The sequence below is a fragment of the Halobaculum magnesiiphilum genome (assembly GCF_019823105.1).
GTDB lineage: Archaea > Halobacteriota > Halobacteria > Halobacteriales > Haloferacaceae > Halobaculum > Halobaculum magnesiiphilum.
In genome coordinates this window covers 1446135-1462902 of record NZ_CP081958.1, presented here as the reverse complement: position 1 = coordinate 1462902, position 16768 = coordinate 1446135, and the positions used below count along the sequence as shown (strand labels likewise).

Sequence of the window (16768 nt, the reverse complement as noted above, 5' to 3'; positions counted from 1 at the left end):
CGGGAACGGCCGGAAGCGGCCGTCAGACGTTACTTGTCGACCGACACGTTGTGGCTCTCGGAGGCGAGGTGGAACGAGTCGACCGGGTGTGCCGCGAAGTTGTTGACGTACTCCTTCACGCCGAAGCTGTTCTTGAGGTTGTACGCGGGCAGGTGCGCGCGATCCTCGAGGATCGTCGTGACAGCCTCGGTGTAGAGCTGCTTGCGCTCCGCACGCTCGGCGGACTCGCGAGCCGTGACGAGCTTCTCGGCGGCCTCCTTGCCGCGCTCGCTGTTGGCGCCGTAGTACGACCCGTTCGTGACGCCGAGCGTGTCCTCGGTCCGGCCGAACATGTAGTAGGTGAACGCGTCGGGGTCGGGCGAGCCGGACCAGCCGAGCGTGTACATGTTGTAGTCGTCCTCGCTCCCCGTGACGTACTGCTCCAGGAACGCGCCCCAGTCGAGCCGCTGGACCGAGACGTTGCTGAAGCCGGCCTCCTTCAGGCCGTTCGAGACGGAGATACCGATCTGTTCGCGCTTGTCGTCCGGCGGGACGATGATCCGCCACGAGTAGTCCATCGAGACGCCGGCCTCATCGAACAGCGCCGTCGCCTCGTCGATGTTCTTGTCGTGGGGGATCTCCGACCACTGGTCGACCGGGAACTCCCACTCCTCCGCGATGGACGCGGGGAACGGGCTGTACTGGCGGACGCCGGTCGGCTCGACGTAGTTCGCCACCGCGTCGTCCATCGAGAAGCAGTAGTCGATCGCCTCGCGGACCCGCGGGTCGGCCGTCGGCCCCTCGTTGCAGTTGAACGCGAGGTAGAAGTACCCGATGCCGGGCACCTCGTCGATGCTGGCGTCCTCGATGCTGCGGACGGTGGAGTAGAGCTTCGGCGGGATCTCCTCGATGACGTCGTTCTCGCCGTTGCGGAGGGTGGTGACGCGGGTCGTCGCCTCCTCGACGGGCGTGAAGTGGATCTTCGCGAGGTTCGGCACCGGCTCGCCCCAGTAGTCGTCGTTGCGGACGAGGTCGACGTAGTCGCCCTCCTGCCAGCTGTCGAACTCGAAGGGCCCGGAGCCGACCGGGTTCGACGTGTTGAACGCGTCCTTGTCCTCCTCACGCACGGACATCGGTACGATGTCGCGGCCCGCGAGCACCGTCATGAACGCGCCGTAGGGGTACAGGAGGTCGAACTGGACCGTCTTCTCGTCGACGGCCGTGATCGAGTCGATCATGTTGACCTCGGAGGCGTTCTCCGTCTCCTCGTCGACGGGTGCCTCGAAGCTGTACTTCACGTCCTCGGCGGTCACCGGGTCGCCGTTCTGGAACGTGGCGTCCCCGTTGATCTCGACGACGTACCGCTGGCCCTCGTTGGAGATCTCCGGCTCGCCGGTCGCCATGCTCGGGCCGATGCCGGTGCCCTCGCCGTAGGCGTACAGCGAGTCGAAGATCAGCTGGGAGACCTGGTCGGACGGAACGTCGTTCAGGACGACCGGGTCGAACTCGATCGGGCTCTTCACCTGTGCGAGGTTGAGCGTCCCGCCGGTCGACTCCTCCGGCGTCGGCGTGCTGTCGTCGGTGTCGCCGCCGCCGTTGCCGCCGTCGCCTTCGGTTGTCTCATCGCCGCCGTCGTCGCCGCCGCCGGCACAGCCGGCCAGCGCCGTGACGCCGGCCGCGCCGGTACCCGCGATGAACGACCGCCGGTTGATACGATCGAGGACGTACTGCTTTCCTTCGTTTGTCATGGTTGTGTCCCTCAACGATGGGATACTCTGTCATGGAAAATTGAGACATAAAAGCGTGCCGTTCGCTGTCGTCACGATTTCACTCATCAACGCACGGTTCGTCACGATTTCACCCATCATCGCACGGTTGTGCATACGCATGTGGGGATCTGCGCGTGTGCTCACACCGTGCGTCTGCCGCCCCTTCGCGCCGTCGGACCAGAACGTACAGGTCGTCGCCGCAGGGACGAACGGTATGCGCCAGTTCGTCGTCTGCGGCCACGACGCCCCCACGACGCCCGACTTCAGCCTCGACGACCTCGCGGGCGGGGCCGGGCGCCTCGATCTGCTGTGTCGCTGTGTCAACGCCGGCCTGTTCCTCTCGCACGGCATCCGCGAGGACAGCCGCGTCCACCTCGTCCTCGGCGACGAGTACACCGTCCGGTTCTCGGGCGCCACCGCCCGCGGACTCCACCCCGACGAGCGCACGACCGCCGCCCGCGTCCGCGACGCGCTCGACGCCCGCGAGGACGCCATCGGCCACATGCCCGCTGAGGTGTCGCCCGGGGTCGAACTGTACCGGATGGGCCTCGACGCGACACTCGCCGCCCTCGACGGCACCCTCGTCCAACTGCACGAGGACGGCGACCCCGTCGCGAAGACCGACCCGCCCGCGGACCCGGTGTTCGTCCTCTCGGACCACTCGGACTTCACCGACGAGGAGGCGGCCCTCCTCGCCGACCGGGCGGACCGGCGGGTCAGGCTCGGCCCCGAGGCGATCCACGCGGACCACGCGATCGCGGTGGCGAACAACTACCTCGACACCGACGGCTACGCAGGCTACTGAGTCGCGTGGCGTGTGCGAGACCGGGCCACGAGCCGGCGATTGCTCGGGGTTCGGAAGCCTTAACAGAGCGGCTCGCCTCCCTCCGTGTGCGGGCCGGTGGGGTAGCTTGGTATCCTTCGGCCTTCGGGTGGCCGTAACCGCGATTCAAATTCGCGCCGGCCCACTTCTCCCGCATTTCCAGTTTCAGAGAGCGTTCAGTGTTCAGTCGTCCTCCTCGTCATCGTCGTCACCAGGGGGACCGGCGTCGTCCGGCGGTCCGGCATCCTCGGGTGGCCCTGCACCGTCGGGCGGCCCCGCGTCATCCGGCGGGCCGGCGTCGTCGGGCGGTCCCGCATCGTCCGGCGGTCCCACGTCGTCTTCATCGTCATCACTGTCCTCGTCTTCATCGTCATCACTGTCCTCGTCTTCATCGTCATCGCCGTCGCCGTCCTCATCGTCACGTTCGCGGTCTTCGTCGTCGTCTTCTTCCTCTGCGTCGCCCTCGTCGTCATCCCCGTCATCGCCTCCTTCCTCACGTTTGCGATCTTCGTCCTCGTCGGAGTCGTCGTCCGGCGCGTCCGCATCGTCGTCGGTCTCGTCGTCCCCATCGCCGCCCGTCCCGTCGGAGCCGCACGTACCGACTCTCACACGGATCGGCTCGTCGAGGGCCAGCGACACGCGTTCGACGCCGTCGTCGGTCGCCGAGAGGAGTTGCCAGTCGGTCACGCGCCCCTCGTAGTAGACGCCGAACAGCCTGGCGGCCTCGTTGAACGCGGGGTCGATCGTGGCGTCGAGGTCGTCCCCGAGGGGGCGAAAGACGCCGCCGTCGGTGCGACCGTCGGCCCAGGTCCAGTCGATACGCTGGGGGTCGCCGTCGACGGTCCACCGGTCGTAGTTCGAGTCGGCGTCGTACAGGTCGTCGGCGACGACCCACTCGCCGTCGGTCGGGAGCCCGTCGACGGTGAACGTCGCCGACCCGCCGTCGGGGCTGTCGGGGCCGCCGTGGACGACGACCAGGCTCACGGCCTCCGGCCCGTCGTACAGCAAGAGGATGCTGGTGTCGGCGCGCTGGAGGTCGCGCGTTCCCGCCGAGTTGTATCGGTCCTCGTCGCCGACGACCGCGCCGTTCTCCTCGGAGACGTACCGCGACGGCAGCTGGTACTCGTAGAACTGCTCGGCGGTTTCCGACCCCTGAAGGGGACGAACCTGGACGCACGTCGACCCCTGCTCGACGACGTACGACGGCTCGGGATCGGACGCCGCGGCCGCCGTCGGTTCGCCCAGTGCCGCCGCGACGGCGCCGGTCCCCAGCGCCGTCAGGACGCCTCGTCTCCTCCACGATCCGTCGCTGTCCCCGTCACCGTCCTCGCTCATCATCCGTTCACGGAGGTCGGTGTGACACTTCGTTATCCGGCGCTTGCAGCGCCCTGAAGCTACGCTCTCGGGGCGGTCACGCCGCTGTCGTCGTCGACGAACGCCCGTCCGGTCGGCCGACCGACGATCGCTGTGACTGCTCGTCGAAGCGAACCGAGAGAACGGGGGAGAGCCGACTTACAGCTCGACGGCTTCCTTGTTCCCGAGCGACTCGGGTACGGTGAACCGGATGCTCGTCGTCGCGCCGGCCATCGTGTTGACCTTGATCGTCACTTCGTCGCCCTCACCGAGGTCGCTCCCGGCGATCTGGTCGACGTCGAAGATGTACTGCAGTCGGTCGTCGTTGTCGTTGAGGACGGGCGCGCTGCCGTCGCTGTCCTTGACGACGTCGTAGGTGAACGTTTCACCCGTAGCGTCCGAGGTGTTGTCGAAATCGCTGTGAGCGATCAGCTGGTAGGTCCCGCTCGGACCGATCCAGGTCACCGTCGTGTTCTGGAGGTCGATCTCGCCGGCGCCGGCCGCCTGCGTCACCGTCACGTTGACGTAGTCGATAGCGTCGCCGGCACTGGTCACGCTGCCGACGGTGGCGACCTCCTGCACGCGGTCGCTGACCTGCTTACTGCTCTGTTGACCCGTTTCCTGCGACTTGCTCTGAAGGAAGCCTGCGGTGTTGATCAGGACACCCGCGGCGATCGCCGCCACGAGTACCATCGCGATGAACACGATGAGCGTCCCGATACCAACTTGCCCGCGCTCTTCCTCGTCCGTGATGAATTCGAACATTCTGTGGTTGTCCACTCCCTGTTCTGGAGTGTTTCTCCGTTCCGGGATCTCCGTTTAATGCTTATCGCTGAATTTATCGAGTCTGATTTTCGACGGACGAGGCGACGGGCACCCGTCGGGTCCGGCGCGGGCGAACCGACGGATACTCGTTCCCGAGCGACGACGCGACGAACGGAATCGGATGTCCGACACCACGCGCCTCGTCGTCGTCTGTGGGCTCCCCGGGGCCGGGAAGTCGACCGTCGCGTCGGCGGTCGCCGACCGCCTCGACGCCACGGTTTTCCGTACCGACGTGGTTCGCAAGGAGCTGTTTCCGGATCCGTCGTACACCGACGAGGAGTCGCGGCGGACGTACGAGGCGCTGTTCGAGCGCGCGGACGACCGCCTCGCCGCCGGCGACCCGGTCGTCCTCGACGGGACGTTCCGTCGGGCGAACCGACGGCGGGAGGCGCGCTCGCTCGCCGAGCGCCGCGGCGTCACGGCCCGGTTGGTTCGCGTCCGCTGTGATGAGCGGACCGCGAAGGCCCGTATCCGGTCGCGGGAGGACGACCCCTCGGACGCCGACACCGATGTCTACGACCTGCTCCGCGAGGAGTTCGAGCCGGTCGAGGACCCGGTCGTCGTCGACAACTCCGGCGACCTCGACGCGACGCTCGCGCGGGTGCGGTCGCTGTTTTAACCGGGAGCACCGATCCCGAGGAACCGCGAGACCGAAGGCTTTTGCTCGGCGCATGGCTCGCGTTCACCGATGAGTACACGTGCGGTCGAGTTGGTCCTCGCGGGCGTCCTCCTGTTCGGATTGACCGTCGCCGGGAGCGCGCTGGTCGCGCCGGACCGCTCGACGGCCGCCGTCGACGACGGCGCCGAGCGAGCGACGCTCGTCGGCTCGCAGGGTGGCGGTCCCGGCTGGCACGAACACGGAAGCGCCTACCTGCTCAACGGCACCGATGTCGAGTGGCGAGAGGACTCCGCGGACAGCTACTTCGACGTGCAGCGGCTCTCCGACGGCCGCGTGCTCGCGGGGTTCATGGACAGCGGCTACGAGGAGTGTGGGCCGTACGAGTCGCCGTGCGCCCACACCGGTATTCGACTGATCGATCCCGACGCCGACGGCGGCGCGGCGGTCGTCGAGGAGTACAGCTTCCCGGTCCGCTCGCAGTCGAACAGCGAGATCCACGACGCCGAGCCGCTCCCGGACGGCGGCTTCGCCATGACGGACATGGACAACGAGCGCATCATGATCGTGGAGGACGGCGAGGTGACGTGGACGTGGAACGCCTCGGAGCTGTACGACGAGCCCGAGGACCCAACCCGCACCGACTGGCTCCACATCAACGACATCGACCGGATCGAGGAGGACGTGTTCCTCGTCTCCGTCCGCAACGCGAACCAGCTGGTGATCGTCGAGCGCACCGACGACGGCGGGAGCGAGGTCGTGGAGGTGATCAACGCCGACAAGGAGGGCTCCTCCGACGACTCCTGCACCGGAAGCGGCCAACTGGCGGACACCGACGGCGACGGCGACGTGCGCTGCGGGAACCCCGAGGTGCTCGATCACCAGCACAATCCGCAGTGGATCGCGGGGAGCATCGAGGGCGAGCCGGGCGACCGGACCGCCTCCGACGACGCCGCGGTGCTCGTGGCCGACTCGGACAACGACCGCGTCGTCGAACTCCACCGGAACGACGACGGCGAGTGGGAGGTCGCCTGGACGGTGACGAGCGTCGACGGCCGATCGCTACATTGGCCGCGTGACGCCGACCGCCTGGAGAACGGCCACACGCTGATCACGGACACCCTGAACAAGCGGGTCGTCGAGATCGACGAGAACGGAACCGCCGTCTGGGCGTACCCGACCGAGCGCATCCCCTACGAGGCCGACCGCGTCCCGCGGGAGTTCCAGGGGACCGAGCGCGACCTCCCGGTGGCGACGAGCGACGGCGTGAACCTCGAGGACGGTGCGGCGAGCGGATCCGAGATCCCGGTGCTCTCGACGCTCGTCGTCGGCGTACGCGCCGCCGCGCCGTGGGCGCCGGTGTGGTTCGGCGAGACGCAGGTCGGGCTCACCCTCGTGTCGCTGGCGCTCGTGCTCGCGGGCGGCGCCACCGCGGTTCGGACGCGCGTTACGGGCTGAGGCCCGCGACCGACTTCTGTCACGCTTATCCCGGCGCCCCACCGACCCGAACCCGATGAGCGACGACGACATCGACGACGGCGGCGGTGACATGGGCGACGGCGGTGACATCGACGGCAACGTCGCCGCCGCCGACCGCGGCGACAGCACCGACGCCGACGACCTCGCGTGGGAGACGCTCGACAGCGACATCGACTACTCGTGTCCCGGCTTCGACGTGCGCCGCGACGACGTTCGACTGCCCGACGGCACCGAGACTGACTTCCACTACGTCGACGAGCCACAGACGGTGGTTATCCTGCCGTTGACCCCCGACGGCGACGTGGTGCTCGTCGAGGAGTGGCGCCAGGCCGTCGGGCGGGTGAACCGCGGGCTCCCCGCCGGCGGCGTCGAGGACGACGACACGGATCTGGTCGCCGCCGCGCGGCGGGAACTCCGCGAGGAGACGGGATACGAGGCCGAGTCGATCGAGCGGCTCCGGGCGGTCGAACCCGCGAACGGCTTCGCCAACTCCGTGCATCACTACTTCCTCGCACGCGGGTGCACCCAGGCCGCTGAGGCGGACCTCGATCTCGATTTCAACGAGAGCATCCGTCCGGCGACCGCCGACTACGACCGCTTCCGCGAGGCAGTGTTCGCGGGCGAGGTCCGCGACGGTCGCGCCGTCCTCGGCGTCTCGCTGTACGAAGGGCCCCACGACGGAAGCGACGCGGAGTAAGCGCCCCGGCGCCCGATGGGCTCCCGGCGCTCGACTGGACGTCGCCGCTGGGCCAGGTCTTTCACGGAGGCACCCGGAGGTCGGGTATGGTCTCGTTCGCCCCGCTTCGGTCGCTGATCGCGTGGTTCCGGTCGCTGGACCCGCGGATACAGGCTCTCGTCGTCGCGCCCGCGATCGGCTTCTCGGGCATCCTGGCGGCGGGGGTCATCGTCCTCGTCGTGTTGATCGCCCTCAGCCTCGTCGGCTATCAGCCGTCACCGCTGGTGCTCATCGGCCTGTCGCTCGTGCTCGTGCAGGGGATCTCCTTCGGCGGCGTCGCCTCGATCTACCTGATCCGGACGGGGCGGTCGCCGCTGTCGCTGTTCCGGGTTCCTACCCTTCGAGATGTCGCCGTCGCGGTCGGCGGATTCTTCGGGTCGCTGGCGATCCTGATCGCGGCGAGCGCGGCGGTCCAGCAGGCCGGCGCGCCGACCGCCGAGAACGAGGTCGCACAGATCGGCGCGGAGAACCCGGAGGTGCTGCTCCTGTTGATCCCCGCGGCGTTCGTCTTCATCGGCCCGGGCGAGGAGATCCTGTTCCGCGGCGTCGTCCAGGACCGGCTGCGCGAGGCGTTCTCGCCGTGGGTCGCGATCCCCCTCGCGAGCGTCATCTTCGGGGCGGTCCACTACGTCGCGCTCACCGGCGCCGCCCCCGGCCGGATCGTCACGATCGGCATCCTCTCGACGCTGACGCTCGTGTTCGGCGCGACCTACGAGTACACCGACAACCTCGTCGTCCCCTCGTTCATCCACGGCGCCTACGACGCCGTGTTGTTCGCGGGGCTGTACGTCGTCGTCGTGTACGGCCCCGAGGCGGGGTCGCCGGAGCAGGCCGCGACCATGGCGTTCGCCGACCTGCTCTGGGCCGTCCCGCTCGTCTGAGCCGCCGATCCGGTCGCCGGAGGCTCGCCACTCGACCGTCCGAGCGTTCTTCACCGATGACGGGACCACCTCGTCGCGCCCGTGCACTGACCCGCCGCGGGGCGTGCCGCGCCGCGACGACACGCCCGCCCCGCGCGAGCCGGTCGGTGACCGCGTCCGCCCCCCGACCGGACTCATCCCGCCGTCGGCGACGGTCCCGACCGACGCCGTCCCGCGTGTCGTCCGTTCGCCCCCACCCACAGCGACGGCGCCGGAGCGACACCCTTACTCGCGTCCCCGGGAACCTCGCCACAATGCGCGAGCACTTCGAGATCCGGGACCACGACGCCGCCGGCCGCATCGGGGAGTTGACCGTCCCCCGCGCCGGCGTCACCGTCGAGACGCCCGCGCTCCTCCCGGTGATCAACCCCAACATCGAGACGATCGATCCGGGCCGGCTCCGCTCGGAGTTCGGCGCCGACATGCTGATCACCAACTCCTACATCATCCGCACGACCGAGGACGTGCGTGAGCGGGCCTTGGAGGAGGGCCTCCACGACATGCTCGGCTTCGACGGCGCGATCATGACCGACTCGGGGAGCTTCCAGCTCGCCGAGTACGGCGAGATCGACACCACGACGACGGAGATCCTGGAGTTCCAGCGCGACATCGGCAGCGACATCGGAACCCCGGTCGACATTCCCACCCCGCCGGACGCGAGCCGCGAGCGGGCCGAATCGGACCTGGAGGTCACCCGCAAGGCGCTCGCCGACGCCGAGGCGGTCGACGTCGGCGACATGCTGGTGAACGCCCCCGTGCAGGGGAGCACCTACCCGGATCTGCGCGAGCAGGCCGGCCGCGAGGCCGCCGCGACGGACCTCGACGTGTTCCCGGTCGGCGCGGTCGTCCCGATGATGAACAGCTACCGCTACGACGACATGGTCGACGCCGTCGCCGCCGCGAAACGCGGACTGAGCGAGGGCTGCCCGGTCCACCTGTTCGGCGCGGGCCACCCCATGATGTTCGCGCTGGCGGTCGCGCTCGGCTGCGACCTGTTCGACTCGGCCGCCTACGCGCTGATGGCGCGCGACGGCCGCTATCTCACCGTCTCCGGCACCGAACAGCTGGACGATCTCGACTACCTTCCCTGCTCGTGCCCCATCTGCCACGAACACACGCCCGAGGAGCTTCGGGCCGCACAGGGCGACGAGCGCGAGGCACTCCTCGCGGAGCACAACCTCCACGTCACCTTCGAGGAGCTGCGTCGCGTGAAGCAGGCCATCCGCGACGGCGACCTGCTCGAACTCGTCGAGAAGCGCGCCCGCGGCCACCCCGCGATGGCCGACGGCTACCGCGCCCTCCTCGATCACGCCGACCAACTGGAGCGCATCGACAGCGCATCCAAGGGCACGTTCTTCGGGCTCTCCCACGAGTCGGCAGACCGCCCCGAGGTTCGGCGCCACCACGACCGCCTCGCGCGCTTGTCCGTTCCCGACTCCCTGCTGTGTTCGGAGTACGGCGAGCCCTCGGATCACGACTACGACGAGGTGTGGCGGGTCGTGCCGCCGTTCGGCCCGTTCCCCCGCGCGCTCTCGGAGACGTACCCGCTCACCGCGGAAGTGCCCGACCGCACCGACGCCGCGGCCGAGCGCGCCGCCGCCGAGGGGATCCGAGCGCTCGTCGAGGCGAACCCCGACACGGACGTGACACTCGCACACGAGGGCTGGAGCGCGGACGCGCTCGGGGTCGTCCCCGAGTCGGTGACACTGGAAAACCTCCACGCCGACCAACACGCCGACGCGGTCGACGACGCGGACGGATCCGCCGAATCTCGAAGCGAAAGCGAATAACGCCCGGGCCGCACACCTCGGGGCATGACCGACTACTTCGAGGTCCACGAGCGGGACGGGGCCGCCCGCCTCGGGGAGCTTCGCCTCGATTCACCCCTCGCGACCCCGGCGCTCGCGGACGACGTTGTCCGTGACGCGGGGTCGCTGTGGAACGCCGAGCGCGACGTGCCCGAGGGCGACGAGTCCGCGCTCACGATCCTCCCGCATCGCGCGTATCCCGCGGGAACGCGCGAGGAGGTCGTCGACGCGTTCGCCCCCGACTACCCCGACTCGGCGGCCGCCGTCGACGGGCCGACCGCCGCGGTGATCACGAGCGACGCGCCCGACTCCGGCGGGGCCGCCGACCCGCCCGTCGACGCGTACGTGCTCTCGAACGCGCAGGGCGTCGTCGGCCACGCCTCGGCGTTCGCGGAGGCGGTGATCGACGTGCGCGAGGCGGTGCCCGCGGACACCGCGCTGTATCTCTCGGGCGTCGCCACGCCGCTGAACGTCGCGACGCTCGCGTACGCCGGCGTCGACCTCGTCGACGCGAAGCGCGCGCGGGTGAAGGGAAGCCAGGGCAAGTACCTCACCGACGAGGGCGAGCGCTTCCTGGAGGACCTGGACGAACTCCCGTGTTCGTGCCCGGCGTGTCAGGTGCCGCGGGAGGAGTTCGACCGAGCCGTCTGCGAGGAGCACAACGTCAACGCCCTCGAAGCGGAACTGCGCCGCGTCCGTCGGCGGATCCGCGAGGGTCGCCTCCGCGACTACGTCGAGGGGCAGGCCCGCCACGAGCAGTGGCTCACCGCGGCGTTCCGCGAACTGGACCAGCAGTACGGCTACATCGAGGAGCGCGCCCCCGTCGCCCGCAACAACGAGCTCGCGGCGGCGACGAGCGACACCATCCGCCGCCCGGAGATCCAGCGGTTCGCCCAGCGCGTGTCCGAGCGGTACGTCAACCGCTTCCGCAATCCCCTCGTGCTGGTGCCCTGCTCGGCGAAGAAGCCGTACTCCGAGAGCCAGAGCCACGGGCAGTTCCACGACGCGATCCAGTTCCGCGGGCACCTCGCGTCGATGACTTCGCCCATCGGCGTCGTCCCGCAGGAGCTCGAACTCACCTACCCCGCACAGCACTACGACACCGTCGTGACGGGCCGGTGGTCCGAGGACGAGAAGCAGTTCGTCGCCGAGGTGCTCCGGCGCTACCTGGAGCGCAACGAGTACCCCCGCGTCATCGCGCACGTCCCCGAGGACGGCTACCGCGACATCTGCGAGCGCGTCGCGGAGCAGGTCGACGTGCCGTTCGAGTACACCGTCGAGGACCACCCGACGACGACCGAGTCCATCGGGAACCTCATGTCCACGCTCGACGGCGAACTGAAGTACACGAAGCGGGAGCGCGAGCACAACACCGTCCGCGCCATCGCCGACTACATGCTCGGCGACGGCGCCGGCGACGACCTGTTCGAGGAGCTGAACACCCGCTCGCGGTACCCGAAGCTCCAGGTCCGCGACGACGACGAGGAGTTGCTGGCGACGATGGTGCCGACCTACGGCGCCCTCGCCTTCACGCTCGCGGGCGCCCGACAGTGGGTCGACAGCGACGCGCCGACGAAGACCGTCGAGATCGACGCGTTCGTGCCGCAGGGGAGCGTGCTCGCCCCCGGCGTCGTCGACGCGGACGACGACATCCGCGTCGGCGACGAGGTCGTCGTCGAGGGACCGAAGGCGTTCGCGGTCGGTCGCGCGGAGATGCACGGCGCGGAGATGCGCTCGTCGACCCGGGGGATCGCGGTGGACGTGCGCCACTCCGAGGAGCTGTAGCCGGCCGCGTGGGCAACGGTTTTGCCTTCCGTCGTGGATCCCCCACCCGTGACCAGCCCTCGCCACCGACTCGTCCGGGCGGCCCCGGCGCTGTTCGCCGTGACGACGCTCCCGGCGGTCGCGCTCGCGGCGATCCTCGTCGGCGGGCAGGCGGCCGCGGTCGTCGCGATCCTCGGGTGGTTCCTCCTCACGCCGCTGTCGGCGGTCCTCCTCGATGAGGTGTTTGAGGTCGACGACGGCGACGACGAGGACCTCGAACGCGCCCTCGACGCGTTGCGCGAGTGGCGGGCCGACGACGCCGGGAGCCGACCCGACGGCCCGACCGACAGTTCGACCGGCGACCCGACCGACGAGCGCAACCCGGTCGACAGGCTCCGCGAACGGTACGCCGAGGGCGACATCGACGAGGCCGAGTTCGAGCGCCGCCTCGACCTCCTGCTCGAGACGGAGGACGCCGACGCCGAGACGGCCCGCGAGCGCGTCCGGAACCGCGGCGGCGACGCGACCGCCGATCGCGAGGTCGAGCGCGAGCGCGAACGCTGATGCCCGCGTCGCCGCCGGCGTCCCGCCGTTCGGCAGCGACCTGCGCCGCGAAGCGAACGCCTACAACCCAGCCCCCGTACCCTCGGGTATGACCGACGACCACGCGCCGGCGGGAACGCGCGTCGGCGTCGACGTGGGCGGCACGTTCACGGACCTCGTGACGGTCCGGGACGGCCGGATCCGCGTCGACAAGACGCCCTCGACCCCGGACGCGCCCGACGAGGGCGTCGTGACGGGCCTCCGGGAACTGGACGCGCCGCTCGCCGAGGTGGACTTTCTCGGCCACGGGACGACCGTCGCGACCAACGCCGTGCTGGAGGGCGAGTGGGCCGACACCGCCCTCCTGACGACCGCGGGCTTTCGCGACGCCGTCGAGATCGGCCGCCAGACCCGCCCGGACATCTACGACTTCGACGCGACCAAGCCCGACCCGGTGGTCCCCCGCGACCGCCGGTTCGAGGTGCCCGAGCGCGTCGACGAGCGCGGCGCCGTCCTCCGCGACCTCGACGAGGCGGCCGTCCGCGACCGCGCCCGCGACCTCCGGGAGTCGGGGGTCGAGAGCGTCGCCGTCTCGCTGCTGTTCTCCTTCGAGCATCCGGCCCACGAGCGTCGCGTCCGCGAGATCCTCCGCGAGGAGGGCGTCGACGCCAGCGTCTCGCTCTCCGCGGACGTGCTCCCGGAGATCCGCGAGTACGAGCGCACCCTCACCACCGCGATGAACGCCGCGCTCAAGCCCGTCATGGACGCGTACCTCGGGTCGCTGGCCGCCGCCGCCGGCGACCTCGGCGTCGACGCCCCGCTTCGCGTGATGGGGTCGAACGGCGGGCTGATGGCGGCCGACGCCGCCCGCGAGCGCCCCGTCAACACCCTCCTCTCGGGCCCCGCGGCGGGCGTCCGCGGCGCCACCCACGTCGCCGGCCGTCGCGGCGTCGACGACCTGATCACGATGGACATGGGCGGCACCTCCTGCGACGTGAGCCTCGTGCGCGACGGCGACCCGCTCGTGACCACGGACACGGAGGTCGGCGAGTACCCCGTCTCGGTGCCGACGGTCGACATCCACACCGTCGGCGCCGGCGGCGGCTCGGTCGGCTACGTGGACACGGGCGGCGCCCTGCGCGTCGGCCCGCGCTCGGCGGGCGCCCAACCCGGCCCCGTCTGCTACAACCGCGGCGGCACGGAGCCGACCGTCACCGACGCCCATCTCGTGCTCGGCCGCATAGACCCCTCCGGATTCCTTCCGGACGCGCTCGGCCGCGACGCCGCGGCGGTGCGGGAGGCGTTCGCGCCCCTCGCCGAGACCGTCGTCGGCGACCCCGAGGCGACCGAGGCCGCCGCCCGCGGGCTGCTCGACGTGGCGAACGCGAACATGCGCCGGGCGCTCCGGGTCGTCAGCGTCGAGCGGGGCTACGACCCCCGCGAGTTCGCGCTCGTCGCCTTCGGCGGCGCCGGGCCCCTCCACGCGACCGCGCTCGCGGACGCGCTGGACGTTCCAGAGGTGATCGTCCCGCGGGCTGCCGGCGTCCTCTCCGCGCTCGGGCTGCTCATCAGCGACGTGGTGTACGACTACTCCACGTCGATGGTGCGCCGCCTGGACGACGTGGACCCGGCCGCCGTCCGCGACGCGTTCGCCGACTTCGAGGCGGAAGGGCGGGCGGAACTGCGCGACGCCGGCCGCGCGGACGACGCGATGGCGTTCGAGCGCACGCTCGATCTCCGGTACGCCGGCCAGTCGTTCGACCTCTCGGTGCCCGTCGAGGGCGACCTCGACGGCGACGAACTCGACCTCGTCGAGGAGCGCTTCCACGCGGCCCACGAGCGCCGGTACGGCCACGCCTCCCCCGAGGAGCCGGTGGAACTCGTGACCGTTCGCCTGCGCACCCGCGGGCTCGTCGAGCCGCCCGAACTCGCGGTCGAGGAGCGCGCCGGCGATCCCGACGACGCGATCGCGGAGACCCGTCAGGTCGGCTTCGGCGACGGCGACGCCCCGACGGACGGCCGCGACACGCCCGTGTACGACCGCGAGCGCCTGCCGACGGATGCGGCGTTCGACGGACCCGCCGTCGTGGAGGGTAGCGAGAGCACCGTCGTCGTCCACCCCGGCCAGCGGGCGCGCGTCGACGGCGACGCGAACCTGGTCGTCGAGACCGGGGGTGACGGCGAATGAGCGACGACGGGGCCGTCGGTGGCGACGCCGATGGCGGGGACGCCCGCGGCGACGACACCGTCGACGCCGGCGTCGACTCGGTCACCCTGGAGGTGATCCGCAACGGCTGCGAGGCGGTCGCAGAGGAGATGAACGCGACGCTCGTGCGCACGGGCTACTCGCCGAACATCAAGGAGCGGCGGGACTGCTCGACGGCGCTGTTCGACGCCGCCGGCGAGATGATCGCGCAGGCGGAGACGATGCCGGTCCACCTCGGCGCGATGCCCTACTCCGTCGCCGCGGCGGTCGAGGCGTTCCCGCCGGAGTCGCTCTCGCCGGGCGACTCGGTGCTGCTGAACGACCCGTTCCGCGGCGGCGCACACCTCCCGGACCTCACGCTCGTGACGCCGATCCACGATGACGCCGGCGACGAGGTGATCGCCTTCGCCGCGAACCGAGCGCACCACGCCGACATCGGCGGATCGACGGCGGGCTCCGTGGCGGCCGACTCCACCGAGATCTACCAGGAGGGCCTCCGGATCCCGCCGGTGAAGTTCGAGGAAGGGACCGGGGAGGTCGCCGGGGACGGGACACCCGAGAGCGAGGTCCGCGAGGACGTGCTCTCGATGATCCTCGCGAACGTGCGAACCCCGGAGGAGCGCCGCGGCGACCTCCGCGCACAGGTGGCGGCGAACGCGACCGGGCGGCGTCGATTCCGGGACCTCGCCGCCGAGCATGGCCCGGATCTCGCCCCCGCGCTGGAGGAGATCAAGGACTACTCCGAGCGCCGGATGCGCGCCGAACTCGCGGCGCTGCCGGACGGTACCTACGAGTTCGCGGACGCGCTCGACGACGACGGCCGGGGCAACGAGGACCTCGCGATCGAGGTGGCGCTCACCGTCGACGGCGACGGGGTGACCGTCGACTTCACCGGCACGGCCGACCAGACCGACGGCCCGATCAACGCCGTGCTCGCGGTGACCGCCTCGGCGACGTACTACGCCGTCCGCTGTGTGACGAACCCGGATATCCCGCCGAACCACGGCTGTTACCGCCCGATCGAGGTCGTCGCGCCGGAGGGGACCATCGTGAACCCGAGGCCGCCGGCCGCCGTGGTCGGCGGCAACCTGGAGACGAGCCAGCGCGTCACCGACGCGGTGCTGGGCGCGCTCGCGGAGGCGGCGCCCGAGGCCGTCGCCGCCGCGGGCCAGGGGACGATGAACAACGTCACGCTCGGGGGCACGGACCCGCGGGGCGACGACCCGACGCCGTACGCCTTCTACGAGACGCAGGGCGGCGGCTTCGGCGGTCGCGCGAGCGGCGACGGCATGGACGGCGTCCACGTCCACATGAGCAACACGCTGAACACGCCCGCGGAGGTGCTGGAGACCGCCTACCCGCTCCGGATCGAGCGGTACGAACTCCGCCCCGACTCCGGCGGCGCGGGCGAACACCGCGGGGGACTCGGGCTCCGGCGCGACATCCGCGTCCGCGACCACACCGCGCGATTCAGCCTGCTCGCCGAGCGCCACGAGTCGCACCCGTACGGCCTCGCCGGTGGCGGCGAGGGGGCCAACGGCGCCGCCTATCTGGTCGACGACGACGGCGACGAACTGGAGAAACTGCCCGCGAAACACACCCGCGACCTCCCGGCCGGCTCCGTCGTCAGCGTCCGCACGCCGGGCGGCGGCGGCTACGGCGACCCCGCCGAGCGCGACCCCCACGCCATCGAGCGCGACCTGCGACTCGGCAAGCTGACCCCCGAGGCTGCGCGCGAGGCGTACGGGTACGAGGCCGACGACGAAGGCGACGCTGGCGACGGGAACGACGGCGACGACTGACCCGCCGCCGCGGGTCGTGTTCGGGCGGGTCCGGCCGCGACGACTCCCGTCCGACTGCAGGGTGGGAATGGAAGGGGCCGCGGTTCTCAGCGAAGCACGACCCCGCAAGCACCGCAGGCGAGCGGACCGAGGCCGAACGGAGTGA

Annotated in this window: 13 protein-coding genes and 1 tRNA gene; 11 read left to right on the top strand and 3 right to left on the bottom strand. The window is 70.7% G+C overall.

Features of this window, described 5'->3' with window-relative positions; genetic code table 11:
* Positions 1–29: 29 nt before the first annotated feature.
* Complete coding sequence (locus K6T50_RS07410; RefSeq protein WP_222608752.1) at positions 30–1727, bottom strand: ABC transporter substrate-binding protein; 1698 nt, start codon at positions 1725–1727, stop codon at positions 30–32.
* Between the two features lie 235 nt (positions 1728–1962).
* Between K6T50_RS07410 and trmY the strand changes: the two genes are divergently transcribed.
* On the top strand, positions 1963–2553 hold the full coding sequence (gene trmY / locus K6T50_RS07405) for a tRNA (pseudouridine(54)-N(1))-methyltransferase TrmY (RefSeq protein ID WP_222608751.1): 591 nt from the start codon (positions 1963–1965) through the stop codon (positions 2551–2553).
* Between the two features lie 90 nt (positions 2554–2643).
* Positions 2644–2716, top strand: a tRNA-Pro gene (locus tag K6T50_RS07400).
* 38 nt (positions 2717–2754) lie between these two features.
* Here K6T50_RS07400 and K6T50_RS07395 read toward each other — a convergent pair.
* Positions 2755–3906 (bottom strand): hypothetical protein, encoded by a 1152-nt coding sequence (locus tag K6T50_RS07395; protein ID WP_222608750.1) that lies wholly within the window; start codon positions 3904–3906, stop codon positions 2755–2757.
* A 177-nt stretch (positions 3907–4083) separates the two neighbouring features.
* Positions 4084–4689 (bottom strand): archaellin/type IV pilin N-terminal domain-containing protein, encoded by a 606-nt coding sequence (locus K6T50_RS07390; RefSeq protein ID WP_222608749.1) that lies wholly within the window; start codon positions 4687–4689, stop codon positions 4084–4086.
* Positions 4690–4870: 181 nt separating this feature from the next.
* Here K6T50_RS07390 and K6T50_RS07385 point away from each other — a divergent pair, with 181 nt between their 5' ends.
* From K6T50_RS07385 to K6T50_RS07345, 9 genes are all read left to right on the top strand, one after another.
* Complete coding sequence (locus K6T50_RS07385; protein WP_222608748.1) at positions 4871–5368, top strand: P-loop nucleotide/nucleoside kinase family protein; 498 nt, start codon at positions 4871–4873, stop codon at positions 5366–5368.
* A 69-nt stretch (positions 5369–5437) separates the two neighbouring features.
* A complete protein-coding gene (locus tag K6T50_RS07380; protein WP_222608747.1) occupies positions 5438–6823 on the top strand; it encodes an aryl-sulfate sulfotransferase in 1386 nt (461 codons plus the stop codon).
* Positions 6824–6878: 55 nt separating this feature from the next.
* Positions 6879–7541 carry an NUDIX hydrolase gene (locus K6T50_RS07375; RefSeq protein ID WP_222608746.1) on the top strand — a complete coding sequence of 221 codons (663 nt, stop codon included), beginning with the start codon at positions 6879–6881 and terminating at the stop codon, positions 7539–7541.
* 86 nt (positions 7542–7627) lie between these two features.
* A complete protein-coding gene (locus K6T50_RS07370) occupies positions 7628–8461 on the top strand; it encodes a CPBP family intramembrane glutamic endopeptidase (RefSeq protein ID WP_222608745.1) in 834 nt (277 codons plus the stop codon).
* A gap of 293 nt (positions 8462–8754) precedes the next feature.
* Positions 8755–10290, top strand: coding sequence for a tRNA guanosine(15) transglycosylase TgtA (gene tgtA / locus K6T50_RS07365; RefSeq protein WP_222608744.1), 1536 nt, complete (start codon positions 8755–8757; stop codon positions 10288–10290).
* A 24-nt stretch (positions 10291–10314) separates the two neighbouring features.
* Positions 10315–12093, top strand: coding sequence for an archaeosine synthase subunit alpha (gene arcS, locus K6T50_RS07360; RefSeq protein ID WP_222608743.1), 1779 nt, complete (start codon positions 10315–10317; stop codon positions 12091–12093).
* A 48-nt stretch (positions 12094–12141) separates the two neighbouring features.
* Complete coding sequence (locus K6T50_RS07355) at positions 12142–12636, top strand: SHOCT domain-containing protein (RefSeq protein WP_222608742.1); 495 nt, start codon at positions 12142–12144, stop codon at positions 12634–12636.
* Positions 12637–12724: 88 nt separating this feature from the next.
* Complete coding sequence (locus tag K6T50_RS07350) at positions 12725–14803, top strand: hydantoinase/oxoprolinase family protein (protein ID WP_222608741.1); 2079 nt, start codon at positions 12725–12727, stop codon at positions 14801–14803.
* The gene (locus tag K6T50_RS07345; RefSeq protein ID WP_222608740.1) at positions 14800–16623 is read left to right on the top strand and encodes a hydantoinase B/oxoprolinase family protein; all 1824 of its coding nucleotides are present in this window, start codon (positions 14800–14802) and stop codon (positions 16621–16623) included. Before K6T50_RS07350 ends, K6T50_RS07345 begins: the two co-directional genes overlap by 4 nt.
* The last annotated feature ends 145 nt before the right edge of the window (positions 16624–16768 follow it).